Genomic DNA, 16240 nt, shown 5'->3' with positions numbered 1-16240 from the left:
GGCTAGGCGGCGTGACGCCGCGCCGGCCGCTCCAGGGCCAGCGTCGCGCCAGTGGTCGAAATCGGAATGTGACGCGGCTTCAGCGCATCGGGAAGCTCCAGGGCGACATCGATCGTCAAGACGCCGTGCGTGTGTCTGGCATCGCGGACAACCACATGGTCGGCCAGTTCGAAACGCCGCTCGAAGTCGCGCGGGACAAACCCCTGGTGCAGGAAGGTCCGGCCAGTCGCATCCGCCGTGCTGCGCCCGCGCACCACCATAAGGTTGGGCTGGGCGATGATCTCCAGGTCCGACGGCGCAAACCCGGCCGCGGCCAGGTGAATGCGATAGCGACCCTCGCCGACCTTTTCGATGTCATACGGAGGCCAGGCGCCGCCCGGCTCGCCGCGCAAGGCGGCCTCGACCAGATCCACCATCCGATCCACGCCGATCATCGAGCCGTAGAGCGGTGCAAAATCGAACGCGTTGCTCATTTCCATCTCTCGCAAGCAAGTTGGACATGAGGGGCGCATCGAAGCGCTCGCGCGCCCCGCTCGCCGCGACCAGACGTCCCGGCGAGCGAGCAAGGAGGTAGGAGGCGACATTCCCACGTCAAGAGCTTCTGGCCGGGTTTTTCATCATCCGTCCGGTCGGCGACGTCGGGTCAGATCTTCTCCTTGTGCAGGCGCAGGTAGGTGGGATCGAACTCGGACAAGGCGACGAGCCGCTCCCAGTCGAGCAGCTCCAAGACCTGACCGCGCCAGGACAGGAGCCGGTTGCGGCGCAAGACCTGCACGGTGCGATTGACGTGGACGAGAGAAAAGCCCAGCGCCTCGCCCATCTGTTGCTGGGTCATCGGCAGATGCATCTGGAAGCGACTGGCCAGGCCGACCTGCTCCAGGCGGACATAAAGCTCGCAAAGCAACCGACCCAGCCGGGCGGGGCCGTTCTGGCCCGTCGACAGAAGCCATTGTCGATGGATCGCCGCGTCCACCACCGTTTCAAGCCATAAAAGCCTGGCCAGATGCGGATGCTTGCGTGTCAGGTCTCGCAGGTGGCTGTGGGGGACTTCCAGGATGCGGCAGTCCGAGAAGGCAAGTACGCCGTGGTCGAGTTGCTTCATCACGAAGCCATGCAGATCGATAAAATCGCCCGGCACGTTGATTTCGGTGAACCTCCGCGGCCCGTCCCGAAAGGCGGAGTAGCGTCCGCAAACGCCCCAAAGCAGCAACGAGCTCATTTCGACGTGAGCCCGCAACGCAATGATATCTTCGCCCGCGCGGACATCTCGGATTCGCCCCTGAAGACCCTGCAGTTCGGCGATTTCCACGGCCGACAGGTCATCGCGGCGGGCAAGCTTGCGGATAAACGCCGCCCGCCCCTCCTTGACGGCCTCGCCGCGATCATCCCGGTCCATGCGCGCCGCCTTGAAAGCCACGGCCAGCAAAACGGCGCCGTCGCAGCGACGTTCCTCGACTTGCCCCGGGCGGAGGGCTAGCGCCCCCACAGACCCCTGCTCTTTCAGCGTCGCCCACCGGCGGCGTCAAATGAGCAAGTCCGGAACATTGGCTTTCCGCGGCGGCTTGTCCCTGTCTCCTGCAGCCGATGAGAGTCCCCATGCGCCTTCGCTGGATCCTGCTAGTCGCCGTTCTTGCTGTCAGCGCTTGCTCGCGCGAACAGGAACGCCCGGCCACCCCGCAAAGCGACGCCCGCAACGCGGCCGCCTCCGCGCCGGCCGGCGTCGGCTCTACGCGAGAGGGACGGCCCTCCGCCGGCGCGCCCGGCGCCGACAACACGCCCACGGCCACCGACGCCTCGGAAAACGCCCACCAGACGGGCGGACAGACCGCCACGAGCCGGTCGAGCAGCGATCAGCAGGGGCTGACCGGGTCGCCGCCTGACACGCCGTCGGACCGCTAATGGGCAAGCTCGCCGCCCTCGCGGGCCAGACCGTGGTGATCACCGGGGCGTCCAGCGGCATCGGTCGCGCCACCGCCCTGATGTTCGCGCGCTCGGGCGCCAATCTCGTGCTGGCCTCGCGCCGCAAAGAGGTGCTCGTCGACCTCGCACATCAATGCGTCGCCCTTGGAGCCCGGGCGACGGCGGCCCCCACGGACGTCTCCGATCCCTCGGCGATGCAGGCGCTCGCCCAGGCGGCCGAGCGGCGCTACGGCCGGATCGACGTCTGGATCAATAACGCCGGCGTCGGCGCGGTCGGACGACTGGAAGAGGTTGATCTGGCGCTGCACCGGCAGACCATCGAAGTTAACCTCATGGGGGCGCTGCATGGCGCGGCCGCCGTGGTTCCCAGGTTCATACGGCAGGGCCATGGTCTGCTGATCAACAACGTCTCCCTCGGCGCCTGGACGCCTACGCCCTTCGCCGCGGCCTACGCCGCCAGCAAGTTTGGCCTTCGAGGCTTGACCGCCAGTTTGCGGCAGGAGCTCGCTCCCTATCCCGACATCCATGTTTGCGCGGTCTTCCCCGCCATCGTCGACACGCCGGGCTTTGCTCACGGCGCCAACTGGAGCGGCCGTAGCCTGAACCCGGGTCCGCTGCTCTACCGCCCCGACGACGTCGCGCGCGTCTTCCTTCGGCTGATCGGGCGGCCACGGGCCGAGACCGTCGTCGGCTGGCCCTCGGCGGCTTCGAAGTTTGCCTACGGTCTGGCCCCCGTCCTTACCGAACGGCTCGTCGGGCTCGCACTGCGCACGGTCTTGGCGAGGGCCAAGCCCGGCCCGACAACGGACGGGGCGCTGCTGGCCGCCGGCCCGGGTCCGGGCGACACCGACGGCGCGTGGCTGGACCGCAAGGGCTTGCCGCCCGCCAGCGTGTTCAACCGCGCCCTGGCCGCGACGCTGCTCGCCGGCGCGGCCATCGCCTTGGCAAGCCTATGGCGACGAAGCGCCTCACGCCGCTGAAACCAGGCCCCGCGCCCTGCCCGCACCGGGCCGCAAAGATTTAGCGCCGGAAGATCCGCGCCGCGGTATCCACCCGATCCCGCGCCCCGGCCCCGTCGCCGGGCAAGCCACACATGAGGTTGACTCGAATATTCGGGCCGGTCGGGGTCGGTGTTCGACCTGGCTCCATCTCAACATTCCTCCCGCCCCCACCGCCGCCAGGCCGTCCGCTTCTTTGGAACGGAAGCGCCCTAGACGAGGCCTTCGACCAGACCGAGCGACAGCGCCTCGGCCGCGTCCAGATACCAGTTGTCGCGCACGCGCAGACGAAGGGTCTCCAGGGGCAGGCTTGCATCCTTCACCAGATCGGCGAAACCCTCGTCCTGGATAGCCATGCCGTTCTCGATCTCATGAACAAGAGCCTGGGCCGAGGCCATACAGGCGCTCAGAGGGCCATGGATCTCGAGCGTCTTGTGGATCTGCCGCTCGTGGATCATCAGGCGACAGTCCCGGGAGAGATAACGATCCGACCTGGCAAAGGCGCTCATAAAGGTCACGCCGGCCGAATAGACCACCGCCCTGCCGAGGAAGATCCAGCGTTGCCGCGCGTTAGAGCGAGCGTGGGCCCTGACCTCCTCGGCCATGGCCCTGGCCACTTCGGGATCGCCGCCCAGGGTGGTCATCGCCACCACGACCAGATCATCGCGGGCGGCGTTGGCCGTCTGCGCGCGGAAATCGGCGTAAAGATCTTCGGTGATCTCACCGCAAACCACAACCTGAGGCGCGTCCAGGATGGAAAGATCGCAAGCGTGCGCCCGCCTAGTGGGCTTTGCCACCACGCAACTCCTCGTCGATGCGGCGGTGGCCCGCAGACGCCTCGCTCCACGTCGCATAGCGTCCTACGACGCCGATGAAACCCGTTGGGCCAAACAGCGAGGTCTCAAAGAGCAGCGGCCTGCCCAGCAAAGTCTCGACCGCCGGACGCGGCAGGAAGACGGTGCTGATCTCGACCTCGCCGGCGAAGTCCAGCCCTACCCGGCCAGGATCTTCCCGGCTCCAGAAGGCAGTGTGGGCGTCCTCATCCGCCTGGCGCACGGTCCGGCCGTCGAGGACGTAGAAGGTTTCTTCTTCGGCCGTCGTCACGCGGGTCTATCCAAGCGGCTGCTGGTAGATTCGCCATCGTCGATTTTAGCGACCGCGGCCTTCAGCTTGGCGATCGTCTGTCGCGCGGCGTCCAGGCTCATCGCCCCGGTCATGCCGTCCGGCCCGGTGAAGACGACCTCGCCGTTCTCAAGGACGACATTCAGAGGCTCTTGATAGGTTTGTCGTGACATGCACGGGCAATGCGCTCGAGCTTTTGATGTTCCCCTGCATGTCCTCCGGCGCCCGGCCGCGGATGGAACGGGTGCCGAATGCTCCAGCCCCCAGCCTCCCCTCGGCCGCGCCTCCATGCGGCCTCGCCTGGAACGCCCATCGGTTCCTCAGGCGCTCTGATCCTCGCTCAGGCCGTCCTCCCCAAGGCGCCGGTCTCCTCTGGGGCCGCAAAATCGCTCAAGTTAGCGTTTGTTATCCGCCGGCGGTTCTTCAACGAATGCTTCGTTTGCATCACAGCTGGTCGAGCGCGCTCGGCAGGCAGGAGAGCAACATGGTGACGCCGAAGAACGAGCCTGACACGCCCGCCAGCGCCCGTAAGCCCAACCAAACGCGAACGACTTGGATCATACTCCTCGTCCTGGCCATCCTGATCATCGCCGGCATCGCCGTGGTCAGCAACAAGCCCGGCGCGGAGATCGGCGGTAGCCTCTCGTCCAACGGTGGTTCCACCCGTTCGGATGCGAACCGAACGCCCTGATCCAGACAATCTGTCCCTAGCCCGCAGGGTCAGGATTGCCGGCCCGGCCCGACTGGCGTCAGCAGAGCACTGTCTGTCCGGCGATACGCAGCCAGGACCGATCCGCAAGCGGGCCTGAGACGAGGCCGCGCCACGCCCCACTGTCGCCCCAGGCATCAACTTTCCCGCCGCAGGAAGCTTCGCCCTGACGAGGGAGCGACGCGCCCGCAATGAACATGACGCTCACGCTGACGCTGACGCTGTCATGACCAGTTCCACCCGGCAGACGCCCGGCCTCTGCTGATCACCGCAAGTCCGACGGCCCGGCGTTGCATACCTAGCCCGAAAGAGTCGCCGCCTCAGCCCAGCGGCTTTTGGTAAACCTCGCCTCCATCGCTCGCGTCCTCGATCGCCTCGAGCAAATTCCGCGCGGAAGCTTTCGCGGCGGCGATCGTCAGCGAGCCGTTGAACCCGTTGGGCCCGGTGATGACGACTTCACCGTCGATGAGCTTCGCCATGAGCGGTTGGTCTAGCGGATCGTGCGGCACCGATGACTCCACAATAAGGGCTGTTCCGATCGGCGGAACGCCATAGGAGCGGTCCAGTTGCGACGCGAGACCGCGCTCCCCCGCCCGCCCCAGCCGATCAAGGCGTTCGGCCTATAAGCGGGCCGCGGACGGGCGTGAGGCAACGACCGTGCGCCCAGGACAGGAGTTTCGTCACCCCGAGCCGGGCAAGATCAACGCGGCTTAGCGCCTTTCCAAGGTCAGTGGTGGGGGTGATGCTCGGCGTTGCGCTTGCAGGTGGCGGCGGCTTTTCTGGCCGAGGCCGATCGTTCGGCGGCGCTGCGGCTCGCGGAGGCCTCGCCACCTTTCTTGCCGCCCTTGTGAGCTGCCGGATGGCCGGTGTCCTTCCCACGGCCCGAGCCGGACTTCCTACCGCCGCCATCATCCTTGTTGACGGTGGCCCACGCACGGCGTTGGGCGGCGGCGAAGAGCGCGACGTACATCACCGCCACGATCCGAAGGACAAGCGTTCGTCCCAAGCCATTGACGGCGAGAAACGCCACGACTGACCGTCGCATTGGATGCTTGGCGTTTGGCGGATCGCTGGCCGTTGGACCGGCAGGATGCGCTGCCTCTGCCCGATCCGATGCAGCATTGCAGGCAAGCAGAGGTCCCGCGGCCAAACGCGCCTAGTGGCCTAACCTTAGCTTCGCCAGCACGCCGCCGGCAAAAAGGCCCTGGCGCTCGGGGGAACCTCGCCAGGGCCTCGTTAGTGCGGTCAAAGGGGATTTGACCTGGACGAAATGCGTAGCGGCGCAGCTTGTTCCGCCGCATTCGTCTCAAAATTGAATCGGGTCGCAGGGTCCGAGTGGCGGCCGGCAGCGTCGTAACGCCTGAACGGCCAAGGGCAAGGTGGCCGCAAACTGGATCACCCCACGAGCGGATGTTGGGCTCGCTTAAGAAACCAAGCCTTGGGCGTGGTGCTCGCGCTATCCAGGAAGGACGAAAGACGACCCCACGGGTCTGTTCAAGTCTTGCCGCGCGACCTTGCCGCGCCCGACGCTATAACGAGAGGCTCATCGAGCGCCGAGAGACCAGAAACCGCCATGACCCGGATCCCCATGCTTGCTGGTCCCAGCGCGGCGCCCGCGTCGGGCGGCCCGGCCAAATCTCTGGTGATTTTCTTGCACGGCTACGGATCGGACGGCGCGGACCTGATCGACCTGGCGCCCTACTGGGCTCCAGCCTTGCCCGACACGCTGTTTCTCTCACCCGATGCGCCTCAGCCCTGCGAAAGCGTACCCTACGGCCGACAATGGTGGCCGTTGACCAACCTGACGCCCGCGGCGCGTGCGGCGGGCGTGCGCGTTTCGGCCCCGCCCCTGAACGCCTATATCGACGCCCAGCTCGCCGCCCATGGCCTCGGCGAAGACAAGCTAGCGCTCGTCGGGTTCAGCCAGGGCGCGATGATGGCGCTGCATGTGGGGCCGCGCCGGGCCAGGACCCTGGCCGGCGTCGTCGGCTTTTCCGGGATGCTGGCCGACCCGGACGCCTTGGCTGGCGAGGTCGTGACCAGGCCATCGGTCCTCCTCGTGCACGGCGACCGCGACGAGATCCTGCCCGTCGAAGCTTTGCATCAAGCCGAAGTCCAGCTCAAAGGCCTGGACTTCGACGTGGCATCCCATGTCTCGCGAGGTCTTGGCCACAGCATCGACGAAGTGGGCCTCCAGTTGGGCGCGCGCTTCTTGATCAGCCGCCTGGCCTAGGTAGCAAACCTCCGCTCAACGCCGCCCGACCAGAAGGCAGAACCACCATGTCGAGCCGCCTTGGCCTTTCCATTCGAGCCGCCGACAACGGCGATGTGGACGGATTGGTCGCATTGCTAAGCACAGCGGGCCAGACCATGGCCCGGGACAAACTTGCTTTGCGCCTGAAGGCCATTCAGGACCAGCCTGGCCTGTTGCTCATCGCTGATGAGTGGGGTCCTCCATCGGGCGTCATCGTGGTGCACTGGCATTCGGTTCTGACGGCCGACCAGAAGGTAGGGTGGATCTCGACCCTGCTCGTCGATCCGGAGCGGCGACGAAACGGGGTCGCGCGCGTGCTCCTCAAGGCCGCGTCCCAGGCCGCTCGCTTGGCGGGGTGCGGCGACCTTGTTCTTCACGCGCCGATCGCACCGGGGGACCTGCGCGCCTTCTGCCTGGCCACGGGCTTTGTCGAAAGCGGCGAGCTTCTGACCCGCGCCTTAAGAAAGCGCAGCTGACAGCCTCTGACCCGTCCAAAGATGTTGGACGGTCGGCGGCCAAGGTCGATGACCCGGCCGGCTCGCACGGATAGGCCCATCACCAAACGGCCGTCTCGAGCGCGGGCTGGGGCGAACAGGCGGCCTCGATCAGCGACTGAAGCTTGGCGAACTCCACCGGCTTGGCCATGTAGCCGTCCGCCCCCGCGTCCAAACCGGCCCGCCGATCGGCCGGGGCCGCACTGGCGCTGAGCAGCACCGTTGGAATGTCGATACCTTCCAGGCGCATGGCTCGGACCGCCTCCAGCCCATTCATCACCGGCATGTTGACGTCCATCAGGATGAGGTCGAAGGCGCCGGCGCGGGCGGCGACGAGGCCCTCGGCGCCATTCTCGGCCACCACGCAGGCATGACCGGCCGCTTCCAGGAAGGTCACGAGGATCTTGCGGTTAACCGGGTGGTCCTCGACCACGAGGATTCGGCGCGAGGCGACCACGCCGGCGGCGTCGGCCTTGTCGGAGCCGGTTTCCTCCAGGCGCTGGCAGCGCGCCAGCGGCAAGTCGATGACGAAGCGAGCGCCCGACGGGACAGGATCAAGCCGAAGATCGCCTCCCAGAAGGCCGGCGATGCGGCGCGAGATCACAAGGCCAAGCCCCGCGCCCCCGTGACGTCGCGTGCTGCTGACGTCGATCTGGCTGAAGGCCTGGAACAGGCGCTCGCGGTCGGCGCGCGCCACGCCCGGCCCGGTATCGGCGACGGCGATGAGCAGGCGCTCCTGGCCCTCGACGTCATCGACGCTCACCTCCACGCTCACCTCACCCTGCTCGGTGAACTTCACCGCGTTGGACACAAGATTATGCAGCATCTGACAGAGACGGACGGGATCGGTCATGATGACGGCCGGCGCCTCCCCGATGACCCGCAGTTCGAGCGCCAGCGCCTTGTCACGCGCACGCGGCGTCCATAGGGCGACGGTGCGGCGTAGCAGCTCGTCAAGATCCGTCGCGACAGGGACGACCTCGAGCTTGCCGGCTTCGATACGCGCGAAGTCCAGGACATCGTCCAGCAAGCTGGCCAGGGTGCGGCCCTGCTCGTCGATGACGGCGACCAGATCGCGGGCCGCCTCATCCAGAGCGCCACGGCGCAGAAGCTGGGCCGCTCCAAGCACGCCGTTCATGGGCGTACGCAGTTCATGACTGATGATCGCCAGGAAGGCGGACTTGGCGTCGCTGGCCGCGGTGGCTGCGTCACGAGCTTTCTCGAGCTCGGCGATCAGGCGGGCCTGCTCGGCCTGAAAGGCGTCGATCTGAGCCTTGTGCACCCTGCCGAAGAAGACCTTGGTCAGGATCGCCGAGCCGGCGACGCCGACCGACGCCACAAGCGCCCAGCGGCCGGGCGCATCCCCGGCCGTGGCGAGGACATAGCCGAGGACGGCGAGATAGGGCGAGGCCACGATGAGCGCGCGCCTGGGCAGGTGGCGAAACTGGGTGGCGACCAGGAGGACGCCGGCGAAGAGAAACACTGTCGTGGCCAGAAGCGACCAGGGGCCATGGGCGGTCCAGGCCATGAACGGGGCCAGGGCCCAGGCGGCCGACGTCAGGGTCGCCACCGCGGTCAGTTCGGCCCCGACGCTCACGCCCGGGCGGCGCGCCAGGGCTTTCTCGAAGCGCCCTCGCGCAAGGCCAAGGCCGCAACAGGTCACAAACCAGGTCAGGGCCACGCCGGCGCCGCAGACGACGGCCAGCAAGAACGCCCAAGCCCCGAGAAGCCAGTAGCGCAGACCTTGCGCCACGACGATGGTGGAGCGGCGCTCGCGATGGGCCGGCGGGGCAACGATCAGCAACCGATCAGAGGCGCGCCGTCCGCCTGAGCCCTTGCCGAATGGGAGCGAGAAAATCGTCATCAGCGCTTCTCGCATCGCTATAATTAAGAGTCGATTGTATCGACATCGATATTTTTGACATTGATGCTTTTGACGTATCGGCCACTTCGTCTACAACCAGACATATGGTCCAGGACCCCTTCGCCGCCGACGCCTCGGGACGCCCGTCAGAACCCCGCCCTGGTGCGTTCGAGGAACTGCGCGTCGATCAGCAACTTTGTCTGGCGCTGCAGACCTCCGACAGTCTGGTGACGCGGCTTTATCGCACGATGCTGGATCCTCTGGATCTGACCCACCCGCAGTATCTCGTGCTGATCTCGCTCTGGCAGGAAAGCGGCCGGGCCAGCATGGGCGATCTACGCCGTCTGCTTTGCATGGACACGGGCGCCATCACGCCGCTGGTCAAGCGCATGGAAGGCAAGGGCCTGCTCCTGCGCTCGCGCGATGGGCAAGACGAGCGGCGCGTCTGGGTCGAGCTTACCGCCAAGGGCTGGAGCCTGAGGGAGCAGGCGCTTGAGGCGCGGCGCACGGTCGTTCGCCAACTGCCTTTAACCGACAGCCAGATCATCGCGCTGCGGAGCGAGCTGCAGGCTATGAACCAGACGCTGCTGGCCTTGCTCGAAACGCGCTGAACGCGAACCGCTCTTGAAATCCGGCCGTGGCCCCGTTTGAAGCTCTCGGGATAGCTGCGTGGGTCCCAAGCCTCGCACTGCTCAGGCAATTTCGCGAGTGGACGCCTTCGCCGACTCTAGGATGAGATCGGGATCAAAGCCCATGAAGCGGCGTTGCAACCGCACGCGCCCGGAGCCTGCGATGGACCACCTTCCCCGCCAGTCTGCGCCAAGCCGCCCAGGGCGAGCTGGAAGAGGCGTCGCGCTCGCCGTCGCCTACGCAAGATCACAGGGCGTCCATAGAGGCGGAAGTCAGACCCGATGGTGACCCCTGCCGGCGAGACGGCTTGGGCGGCTCTGGTCAACCAGGCCTATGCGATCGACGACGGCGTTCTGGAGGGCTTGTCGCCCGTGCTTGTCATCGCTTCGCATCCGATCGATGAAATCCTCGGCTGCGGGGGTCTCCTGGCCCGCGCCGCCGGCCGCGGCCTGCGCCCCCGGGTGGCCTTCGTCACCGCAGGAGGGGGCGTTCAGCTCTACTCGCCGTCTGAATATTTGGGCGACCAGCGACGATCCGAAGCTATCCAGGCTCTCAACGGGCTGGGCGTGCTAAGCAGCGACATCCTGTTCCTCGATGGGCCAGACGGCCCACGTCCCGAGGAGCTTTCAGTCTATGAGCAGACGCTCGAGACGTTGAAGGACTGGTGTGGCGCGTTCACGCCCTGGAGCGTATGGGCCCCCTGGCGCGGCGAGGCAAGGGTCGATCGCGCCGCCGCCGCGACGCTCGGCGCCGACCTCAGCAGGCTGCTGGCGCGGGATGTCGCCTTGATGGAGTATCTGGTTGAGGGCTGGACGGATCCAGACTTGGTGCAGCGCCATGGCGCCAAGAACGTCTGGGGCCTGCCGTGCGCGGACCTGATCGAACCGCGCCGGCGGGTTCTTGAGGCCCACGCCACGCAGCCAGGCATGACGACCGATGATCGGACGGGCTTTGGGCTTGCGCCCGAGATCGCAGCCTTGGTCGAGCGGCCGTTCGAGATTTTCCTCGAGCGCCGCCTCTAAGGCCGTACGGCTTCCATCGCCGCCGCGCGCCCCCTCACCCAAGTCACTGTCGCAGCCGCCCCCTGCGCGGGGAAGGTCTCTAGACCCGCCCCTGGAAGGGAAAAGCGCCCGCCCCCCTTGGCGAAAATAGAAGCGGCGCTGCGGTCGAGAAACGGCCTGCGGCGCTCGCGCCGACCTGCCCGCGTCGTCGCTTTGACCAAGGCCCTGGCCAAGCAGCTGACCAAGGACGGCGTGCGGGTCAACGCCGTGGCCCCAGGGCCCTTCTGGACCGTGCTGCAGCCCAGCGGCGGTCAGACCCAGGAGAAGGTCCAGCACTTCGGCGAGCAAAGCCAGTTCGGCCGTCCCGGCCAACCGGTCGAGATCGCGCCGGTCTATGTGGTGCTCCCTCGCAAAAGGCCAGCTTCACCACCGGCGAGGTTTATGGCGTGACCGGCGGCGGGGCATCGCCTGACGCCTCCCCTCACGCCGCCTTGAGGGAGGGGGCGCCCCACTTCTGGCGCGTGAAGAAGGCGATGGTTGCGACGCCCGCGGCGACGACCAACGCGTCCTCAACGAGACCGCTGGGCGTCTGGCCGATTTTGGCCATCGCCCGCTTGCGCCCAGCCAGGGTCAGATAGGCCAGCGGCACGGCGGTCGCGATCGCCACCCCCGCGCCGGCCTTTTCGCGGCCGCGCGGAGCCAGAGCGGCGCCGGCGATGCCGGCGCTGGCGACGCGGGCCAGCAGGCCCAGGAACACAGTCCGGTCGGGCGCAGTCTTCATCTTGTCGCCCAGCAGCTCGCCGACGCCCATGGCCAGGGCGCCGAACTTGAACAGTGGATGGTCGAGCAGGACGAGCTTGCCGGGCGTCGAGCGGCCGGCCAGGCGGGCGGAGGCGATGGTGGCCATCGGGGTCATCGATCGGGCGCTGGCGACGGCGCCGATGAGGGCGGAAGGGATCAAGGCGGTGTTGGTCATGCCGGCTGAACACGCCACGCGCCTCGAGGTTCAGAGCCACGCCACGGAACGCCCCTCGCCCGCCGGTGTTGTCGCACCGAGCTTCGGTGGAGAGATGCATGTCGGTCTTGGTTCGCCTGCTGGGCGCTCTCCTGGTTCTGATCGGTCTGGTGCTGGGCGTCGGCGGAGCCTGGCTCGCCGTCCTGGGCGGGTCGCCCTACTACGTTCTGGCGGGGCTTGGCCTACTGGTCGCGGGCGTGCTGATCACGCGCCTGAAGCCGGCCGGCGCGATCGTCTACTTCGTCATCTTTGCCCTGACCCTAGTCTGGGCGCTCTGGGAGACCGGGCTGGACGGCTGGGCCCTCGTGCCGCGTCTCGTCGCCCCGCTGGTAATCCTGCTGCTGATCGTGCTGTCGCTGCCGGTGCTGACGCGACGGGGAAGCAAGCCGATGCTGGCTGGTCTCACCGCGTTCGTCGTACTGGTCGGCGTAGGCGGCGCGATCGTCGCGACAGCCAATCGCCCGACGCCGGCCAGGCCGCTGCCTGCGGCGCTCGCCGGACCCGGCGCTGCGATGGGCGCCGACTGGATCGCCTATGGCGGCTCGCACGACGCCCAGCGCTTCTCGGCCGCCGCCCAGATCACCAAGGCCAATGTCGGCAAGCTTGAGCGCGTCTGGACCTTCCGCACCGGCGACCTGCCTGAGAAGTTCGGCGCCGAGACCACGCCGCTGAAGATCGGCGACAGCGTCTATCTGTGCTCGGCGATGAACCAGCTATTCGCGCTGGACGCCCGCGACGGCAAGCAGCGCTGGGCCTATGACCCTAAGGTCTCCAAGGACGCCATCCCCTATACGGCCGCCTGCCGAGGCGTGACCTACTTCGTACAGCCTGGCGCGGCGCCCGACGCCGCCTGCGCCGCGCGGATCATCGAGGGCACGCTGGACGGCCGGCTGATCGCCGTCGACGCTCGCACGGGCAAGCCCTGCGCGGACTTTGGCCATGGCGGCCAGGTCGACATCAAGATCGGCATGGGCGAGGTCACGCCTGGCATGGTGTCGATCACGTCTGCGCCGACCATCGTGCGCGGGATCATCGTCACCGGCCACCAGGTGCTGGACGGCCAGAAGCGCTGGGCGCCGTCGGGCGTCATCCAGGGCTACGACGCCGTCACCGGCCAGATGCGCTTCGCCTGGGACATGATGGCGCCCGACATCACCGGCCTGCCGCCGACAGGACGCACCTACACCCCCGGCACGCCGAACATGTGGACCACGGCCACCGGCGACGACGCCCTGGGCCTCGTCTACCTGCCGATGGGTAATTCGGCCGCCGACTACTACAGTTCTCTGCGCCGCCCGGCGGAGAAGGAATGGTCGTCCGCCCTGGTGGCGCTGGACGTGACCACCGGCAAGCCGCGCTGGAAGTTCCAGACGGCCCACAACGACGTGTGGGACTATGACCTGGGTTCGCAGGGCACGCTGGTCGACTTTCCCTCGGCGAGCGGCCTTGTGCCCGCGATCATCCTGCCCAGCAAGCAGGGCGAGATCTACATCCTCGACCGGCGCACCGGCCGCCCGCTGACCGGTGTCGAGGAGCGCGGCGTTCCCGGAGGCGGCGTCGAGCCGGCCGAGCGCGCCAAGACCCAGCCCTTTTCGCTCTATCACAGCCTGGCCAAGCCCCGGCTGACCGAGAAGGACATGTGGGGCATGTCGCCGATCGACCAGATGATCTGCCGCATCCAGTTCAAGCGCGCGATCTACAATGGCCCCTACACCCCGCCGCAGGCCAAGGCCCGCTGGATCCAGTATCCCGGCTACAACGGCGGCTCCGACTGGGGCGGGATCGCGCTGGACCCACGGCGCGGCGTGATCGTCGCCAACTACAACGACATGCCCAACTACAACCAGCTGATCCCGCGCGCCGTGGCCGACGCCAAGGGGTGGTTCCCGCGCGGCGACCCACGCGAGAAGACCAAGGCCGGCGGCGCCGAGGGCGCTGGCGACCCGCAGACGGGCGTTCCGTACGCCATCGACGTCAACGCCGGCTGGCGGATGCCCGGTACGGGAATGCTGTGCAAGCGCCCGCCCTACGGCGGCATCCGCGCCATCGACCTGAAGACCGGCGCCACGCTGTGGGATCGCCCGTTCGGCACGGCGCGACGCAACGGGCCCTTCGGCATTCCCTCGATGCTGCCCGTCGACATCGGCACGCCCAACAACGGTGGTTCGGTGGTCACCGCCGGGGGGCTCGTCTTCATCGCGGCGGCGACCGACAACCTGTTCCGCGCCATCGACATCGAGACTGGCAAGACGGTGTGGAGCGACGTGCTGCCGGCCGGCGGCCAGGCCAATCCCATGGTCTACGAGCAAGACGGCCGCCAGTACGTGGTGATCATGGCCGGTGGGCATCACTTCATGGAGACGCCCGAGGGCGACTACCTGATCGCCTACGCCCTGCCGAAAAGCTGAGCCATGGAGACCTGGACGCCTTACTGCGGCGCCGGCCCCTCGCCCGCCGAGATCTGGAGCCGGTGGAACCTCGACCCGCTGCTGCTCGGCGCGCTGGTCTTGACGTACGCATGGCTTTGGGTCGCGGTCCCGACCAGGCGCGGCTTGGCCTTCGCGTCCGTGACGTTATTGCTGGTCAGCTTCGTATCGCCCCTCTGCGCGCTCAGTTCGGCGCTGTTTTCGGCTCGCACGGCGCACCACGTGCTGCTGACCAGCCTCGCCGCGCCCTTGATGGCTTGGGCGCTGCCCCGGCCCCGCGCATCGAGGAGTCTCGCGGCCGCGACGCTGGTCTTCGCCGGAGCTTTTTGGCTGTGGCACGTTCCGGCGCTCTACGAGGCGGCGCTGTCGAATCACGGCGTCTACTGGCTGATGCAAGTCAGCATGCTGGCCTCGGCGATGATGTTCTGGCGTGCGGTTCGGGCCGCTCCGGTCCCGGCCGCCGTCGCCGCACTGTTGGCGACCACCGTGCAGATGGGACTACTGGGCGCCCTGCTGACCTTCATGCCGCGCGCGCTCTACACGCCGCACGCCCTCACAACTGGGTCCTGGGGCTTGTCGCCGCTCGACGACCAGCAACTGGCGGGCCTGGTCATGTGGATTCCGGCGGCCGGCGTCTACCTTGCCGCGGCGCTCGCCCTGCTGGGCCGGCGGCTGCGTAGCGCCTCGGGCTTGGCGGCCCGATGATCGACCGCCTGATCGAGAACATCTTCGAATGGGCCGCCGGCCATGCCGACGAGGGACGCTATTCGCCGGTGGCCATCGTCTTTCACTGGACCATGGCCGGGCTCGTGGCCTTCCAGCTCGGCTGGGGTTGGTGGATGGGCCGCGCCGCGCCCGGCGCCCAGATGCAGGCGGCCTACGAACTGCACTACCTGATCGGCGTGCTGATGCTCGTTTTGGTGCTGGGTCGTGTTGGCTGGCGACTGTTCGCCCCGGCCGTCATCAACGACGCCGACAAGCCCGGCTGGCAAAGCACGGCCGCCCACGTCACCCATTACGTCTTCTACAGCTGCCTGTTCGGCCTGCCGCTGACGGGCTGGGCCATGGTGTCCGCAACCAGCCGCGAGACCGACCTTACCCTGCTGAACCTGACGCCCTGGCCTCTGCTGCCGTTCGGCGAGCTGTCGCACGCGACGCTCTGGACGATCGAGGCCGTCGCCGAGTGGCTGCACTGGGGCCTGGCCCTCAGCCTCGTCGCCATGATCCCTATCCATGTGGGCGCGGCGCTGAAGCACCACCTCATCGATCGCGACGACGTCCTTCACGGGATGCTGCCGATCCTGCCGCAGCGGCCTCGACGGCGGACGCGCTGGCAACGCCGCTGGCGGGCGCTGGAGAAGCGGGTTGCGTCTCTAGCCAGGCCGCCAGGGCGGCGACTTCGTCCTCGCTGAGCTTGCTCGCGATCGTGGTCATCACCCCGCGCGGATCGTTGCGGCGCACCGCGCGCCGCCAGCGAGCAAACTGGTCGATGGTATAGGCCGCGGGTTGTCCGGCCAAGGCGGGTTGGCCCGCGCCGACACCCTGTCCCTCGGTTCCATGACAGGCGGCGCAGGGCGCCAGACCCCGCCCGGCATCGCCTCCCGTCCACAGCGCTGGCGGCGCTCCGCCGGGTATGTCGGAGCCCGCCGTCGGCAAGCTCGAATAATAGAGCGCAACGGCGCGGCGAGCCCTATCGTCAAGTGGCTTGACGACCGGACCCATCACCTTGTCAGGCCGGATGCCCGAGGCGTAGTCCTCCATCTGCTTCTGCAGATAGCCGGCGTCGAGACTGGCCAGACGCGGGACC

General features: G+C 67.6%; 20 protein-coding genes and 1 pseudogene. 11 read left to right on the top strand and 10 right to left on the bottom strand.

Annotated features, from left to right (window positions below; all coding sequences use genetic code 11):
- Positions 1-2: 2 nt before the first annotated feature.
- Together C1707_RS15380 and C1707_RS15375 are read right to left on the bottom strand one after the other, a co-directional pair.
- Positions 3-473, bottom strand: coding sequence for an Hsp20 family protein (locus tag C1707_RS15380; protein WP_101712175.1), 471 nt, complete (start codon positions 471-473; stop codon positions 3-5).
- A 170-nt stretch (positions 474-643) separates the two neighbouring features.
- Positions 644-1396: a Crp/Fnr family transcriptional regulator gene (locus C1707_RS15375; protein ID WP_101712253.1), complete on the bottom strand. Its 753-nt coding sequence runs from the start codon at positions 1394-1396 to the stop codon at positions 644-646.
- A gap of 200 nt (positions 1397-1596) precedes the next feature.
- Here C1707_RS15375 and C1707_RS15370 point away from each other — a divergent pair, with 200 nt between their 5' ends.
- Complete coding sequence (locus C1707_RS15370; protein ID WP_101712174.1) at positions 1597-1899, top strand: hypothetical protein; 303 nt, start codon at positions 1597-1599, stop codon at positions 1897-1899.
- Complete coding sequence (locus C1707_RS15365; protein WP_101712173.1) at positions 1899-2900, top strand: SDR family oxidoreductase; 1002 nt, start codon at positions 1899-1901, stop codon at positions 2898-2900. Before C1707_RS15370 ends, C1707_RS15365 begins: the two co-directional genes overlap by 1 nt.
- A 230-nt stretch (positions 2901-3130) precedes the next feature.
- Here C1707_RS15365 and C1707_RS15360 read toward each other — a convergent pair whose 3' ends face one another.
- From C1707_RS15360 to C1707_RS15350, 3 genes are read right to left on the bottom strand one after another with little or no spacing between them, the layout of a single operon-like run.
- The gene (locus tag C1707_RS15360) at positions 3131-3715 is read right to left on the bottom strand and encodes an ATP-dependent Clp protease proteolytic subunit (RefSeq protein WP_205686762.1); all 585 of its coding nucleotides are present in this window, start codon (positions 3713-3715) and stop codon (positions 3131-3133) included.
- A complete protein-coding gene (locus C1707_RS15355) occupies positions 3699-4022 on the bottom strand; it encodes a hypothetical protein (RefSeq protein ID WP_101712172.1) in 324 nt (107 codons plus the stop codon). Before C1707_RS15355 ends, C1707_RS15360 begins: the two co-directional genes overlap by 17 nt.
- Positions 4019-4213, bottom strand: a complete 195-nt coding sequence (locus C1707_RS15350; RefSeq protein WP_101712171.1) for a hypothetical protein — start codon at positions 4211-4213, stop codon at positions 4019-4021. The genes C1707_RS15355 and C1707_RS15350 overlap by 4 nt, the downstream gene beginning before the upstream one ends.
- Before the next feature lie 311 nt (positions 4214-4524).
- Between C1707_RS15350 and C1707_RS26185 the strand changes: the two genes are divergently transcribed.
- Positions 4525-4731 (top strand): hypothetical protein, encoded by a 207-nt coding sequence (locus C1707_RS26185; RefSeq protein ID WP_145998323.1) that lies wholly within the window; start codon positions 4525-4527, stop codon positions 4729-4731.
- A 338-nt stretch (positions 4732-5069) separates the two neighbouring features.
- Here the strand turns inward: C1707_RS26185 and C1707_RS26180 are convergent, their stop codons facing one another.
- Together C1707_RS26180 and C1707_RS15340 are read right to left on the bottom strand one after the other, a co-directional pair.
- Positions 5070-5228 (bottom strand): hypothetical protein, encoded by a 159-nt coding sequence (locus C1707_RS26180; RefSeq protein WP_164467365.1) that lies wholly within the window; start codon positions 5226-5228, stop codon positions 5070-5072.
- Between the two features lie 248 nt (positions 5229-5476).
- Positions 5477-5779, bottom strand: coding sequence for a hypothetical protein (locus C1707_RS15340; protein WP_240633715.1), 303 nt, complete (start codon positions 5777-5779; stop codon positions 5477-5479).
- Between the two features lie 543 nt (positions 5780-6322).
- Between C1707_RS15340 and C1707_RS15335 the strand changes: the two genes are divergently transcribed.
- Both C1707_RS15335 and C1707_RS15330 read left to right on the top strand, forming a co-directional pair.
- Positions 6323-6982 carry an alpha/beta hydrolase gene (locus C1707_RS15335; protein WP_205686761.1) on the top strand — a complete coding sequence of 220 codons (660 nt, stop codon included), beginning with the start codon at positions 6323-6325 and terminating at the stop codon, positions 6980-6982.
- A 47-nt stretch (positions 6983-7029) separates the two neighbouring features.
- Complete coding sequence (locus tag C1707_RS15330) at positions 7030-7479, top strand: GNAT family N-acetyltransferase (RefSeq protein ID WP_101712169.1); 450 nt, start codon at positions 7030-7032, stop codon at positions 7477-7479.
- 79 nt (positions 7480-7558) lie between these two features.
- Here the strand turns inward: C1707_RS15330 and C1707_RS15325 are convergent, their stop codons facing one another.
- Positions 7559-9376 (bottom strand): response regulator, encoded by a 1818-nt coding sequence (locus tag C1707_RS15325; RefSeq protein ID WP_101712168.1) that lies wholly within the window; start codon positions 9374-9376, stop codon positions 7559-7561.
- An 89-nt stretch (positions 9377-9465) separates the two neighbouring features.
- On the opposite strand from C1707_RS15325, the gene C1707_RS15320 reads away from it, so the two are divergent.
- From C1707_RS15320 to C1707_RS15310, 3 genes are all read left to right on the top strand, one after another.
- On the top strand, positions 9466-9972 hold the full coding sequence (locus C1707_RS15320) for a MarR family winged helix-turn-helix transcriptional regulator (protein WP_101712167.1): 507 nt from the start codon (positions 9466-9468) through the stop codon (positions 9970-9972).
- A 300-nt stretch (positions 9973-10272) separates the two neighbouring features.
- Positions 10273-11013 carry a PIG-L deacetylase family protein gene (locus C1707_RS15315; protein WP_101712166.1) on the top strand — a complete coding sequence of 247 codons (741 nt, stop codon included), beginning with the start codon at positions 10273-10275 and terminating at the stop codon, positions 11011-11013.
- Between the two features lie 192 nt (positions 11014-11205).
- Entirely contained in the window at positions 11206-11442 is a 237-nt protein-coding gene (locus C1707_RS15310; RefSeq protein WP_240633714.1) for an SDR family oxidoreductase, read from the top strand.
- 31 nt (positions 11443-11473) lie between these two features.
- On the opposite strand, the gene C1707_RS15305 is transcribed toward C1707_RS15310, so the two are convergent.
- Positions 11474-11968, bottom strand: a complete 495-nt coding sequence (locus C1707_RS15305; RefSeq protein ID WP_101712165.1) for a hypothetical protein — start codon at positions 11966-11968, stop codon at positions 11474-11476.
- 98 nt (positions 11969-12066) lie between these two features.
- On the opposite strand from C1707_RS15305, the gene C1707_RS15300 reads away from it, so the two are divergent.
- The 3 genes from C1707_RS15300 to C1707_RS15290 are packed head-to-tail and all read left to right on the top strand — an operon-like array spanning position 12067 to position 15845.
- Positions 12067-14415, top strand: a complete 2349-nt coding sequence (locus C1707_RS15300) for a membrane-bound PQQ-dependent dehydrogenase, glucose/quinate/shikimate family (RefSeq protein WP_101712164.1) — start codon at positions 12067-12069, stop codon at positions 14413-14415.
- Between the two features lie 3 nt (positions 14416-14418).
- On the top strand, positions 14419-15138 hold the full coding sequence (locus tag C1707_RS15295; RefSeq protein WP_101712163.1) for a cytochrome c oxidase assembly protein: 720 nt from the start codon (positions 14419-14421) through the stop codon (positions 15136-15138).
- Complete coding sequence (locus tag C1707_RS15290) at positions 15135-15845, top strand: cytochrome b (RefSeq protein ID WP_240633713.1); 711 nt, start codon at positions 15135-15137, stop codon at positions 15843-15845. Before C1707_RS15295 ends, C1707_RS15290 begins: the two co-directional genes overlap by 4 nt.
- A 16-nt stretch (positions 15846-15861) precedes the next feature.
- On the opposite strand, the pseudogene C1707_RS27255 reads toward C1707_RS15290, so the two are convergent.
- Positions 15862-16155, bottom strand: a pseudogene (locus C1707_RS27255) (c-type cytochrome); the annotation flags it as partial.
- Positions 16156-16240 lie beyond the last annotated feature (85 nt).

Origin of the sequence: Caulobacter flavus (assembly GCF_003722335.1) — a bacterium.
GTDB classification, from domain to species: Bacteria; Pseudomonadota; Alphaproteobacteria; order Caulobacterales; family Caulobacteraceae; genus Caulobacter; species Caulobacter flavus.
The sequence above is the reverse complement of the archived record's forward strand: the minus strand, read 5'-3'. Positions and strand labels throughout refer to the sequence as shown.

What these genes read in the sequence shown, in the direction of transcription:
- C1707_RS15380 (WP_101712175.1), bottom strand. Translation starts at nt 473, where the DNA reads ATGAGCAACGCGTTCGATTTTGCACCGCTCTACGGCTCGATGATCGGC.
- C1707_RS15375 (WP_101712253.1), bottom strand. Translation starts at nt 1,396, where the DNA reads ATGGACCGGGATGATCGCGGCGAGGCCGTCAAGGAGGGGCGGGCGGCG.
- C1707_RS15370 (WP_101712174.1), top strand. Translation starts at nt 1,597, where the DNA reads ATGCGCCTTCGCTGGATCCTGCTAGTCGCCGTTCTTGCTGTCAGCGCT.
- C1707_RS15365 (WP_101712173.1), top strand. Translation starts at nt 1,899, where the DNA reads ATGGGCAAGCTCGCCGCCCTCGCGGGCCAGACCGTGGTGATCACCGGG.
- C1707_RS15350 (WP_101712171.1), bottom strand. Translation starts at nt 4,213, where the DNA reads ATGTCACGACAAACCTATCAAGAGCCTCTGAATGTCGTCCTTGAGAAC.
- C1707_RS26185 (WP_145998323.1), top strand. Translation starts at nt 4,525, where the DNA reads ATGGTGACGCCGAAGAACGAGCCTGACACGCCCGCCAGCGCCCGTAAG.
- C1707_RS26180 (WP_164467365.1), bottom strand. Translation starts at nt 5,228, where the DNA reads ATGGCGAAGCTCATCGACGGTGAAGTCGTCATCACCGGGCCCAACGGG.
- C1707_RS15335 (WP_205686761.1), top strand. Translation starts at nt 6,323, where the DNA reads ATGACCCGGATCCCCATGCTTGCTGGTCCCAGCGCGGCGCCCGCGTCG.
- C1707_RS15330 (WP_101712169.1), top strand. Translation starts at nt 7,030, where the DNA reads ATGTCGAGCCGCCTTGGCCTTTCCATTCGAGCCGCCGACAACGGCGAT.
- C1707_RS15325 (WP_101712168.1), bottom strand. Translation starts at nt 9,376, where the DNA reads ATGCGAGAAGCGCTGATGACGATTTTCTCGCTCCCATTCGGCAAGGGC.
- C1707_RS15320 (WP_101712167.1), top strand. Translation starts at nt 9,466, where the DNA reads ATGGTCCAGGACCCCTTCGCCGCCGACGCCTCGGGACGCCCGTCAGAA.
- C1707_RS15315 (WP_101712166.1), top strand. Translation starts at nt 10,273, where the DNA reads ATGGTGACCCCTGCCGGCGAGACGGCTTGGGCGGCTCTGGTCAACCAG.
- C1707_RS15305 (WP_101712165.1), bottom strand. Translation starts at nt 11,968, where the DNA reads ATGACCAACACCGCCTTGATCCCTTCCGCCCTCATCGGCGCCGTCGCC.
- C1707_RS15300 (WP_101712164.1), top strand. Translation starts at nt 12,067, where the DNA reads ATGTCGGTCTTGGTTCGCCTGCTGGGCGCTCTCCTGGTTCTGATCGGT.
- C1707_RS15295 (WP_101712163.1), top strand. Translation starts at nt 14,419, where the DNA reads ATGGAGACCTGGACGCCTTACTGCGGCGCCGGCCCCTCGCCCGCCGAG.
- C1707_RS15290 (WP_240633713.1), top strand. Translation starts at nt 15,135, where the DNA reads ATGATCGACCGCCTGATCGAGAACATCTTCGAATGGGCCGCCGGCCAT.